This window comes from Roseomonas sp. 18066, from assembly GCF_902706185.1.
In the GTDB taxonomy this organism is placed as follows: domain Bacteria; phylum Pseudomonadota; class Alphaproteobacteria; order Acetobacterales; family Acetobacteraceae; genus Pseudoroseomonas.
This window is the reverse complement of sequence record NZ_CACSJM010000411.1, coordinates 1-395: the sequence shown is the minus strand read 5'-3', so window position 1 is coordinate 395 and position 395 is coordinate 1. Positions and strand designations below refer to the sequence as shown.

At 68.9% G+C, this 395-nt stretch carries 1 protein-coding gene; it reads left to right on the top strand.

Features of this window, described 5'->3' with window-relative positions:
- Nucleotides 1-15: 15 nt before the first annotated feature.
- Nucleotides 16-395: tripartite tricarboxylate transporter substrate-binding protein (locus tag GVN67_RS29465; protein ID WP_255430454.1), on the top strand; the 380-nt coding region annotated here is incomplete at its 3' end.

The window sequence follows — 395 nt, the reverse complement described above, 5'->3', positions numbered from 1 at the left end:
CCTGAAGACAGCATCATGATCGTCGGCCTTGGTGGCGTCGGCATGGCCGCGCTGATCACGGCTGTCTCCCAAAGCGTCTCGCGCATCGTCGCCGTGGACACGCTCGACGCCCTGCAGCCCCAGTTCGAGGCCGGCAAGCTGCGCCTGCTGGCCGTCTCCAGCGAGCAGCGCCTGCCGGATCTGCCCCAGGTGCCCACGCTGCGGCAATCGGGCGTGGACCTGGCGGCTTCCGGCTGGAACACCCTGTTCGCGCCGCGCTCCATGCCCGCCGCGCAGGTGGACCGCTACGCCGCCGCCGTCCACAAGGCGATGCAGGACAAGGAAGTCGTCAAACAGTTCAAGGCCAACCACCTCGATCCGGTGGTGAGCACGCCCGCGCAGACGCGCGAGAGCAT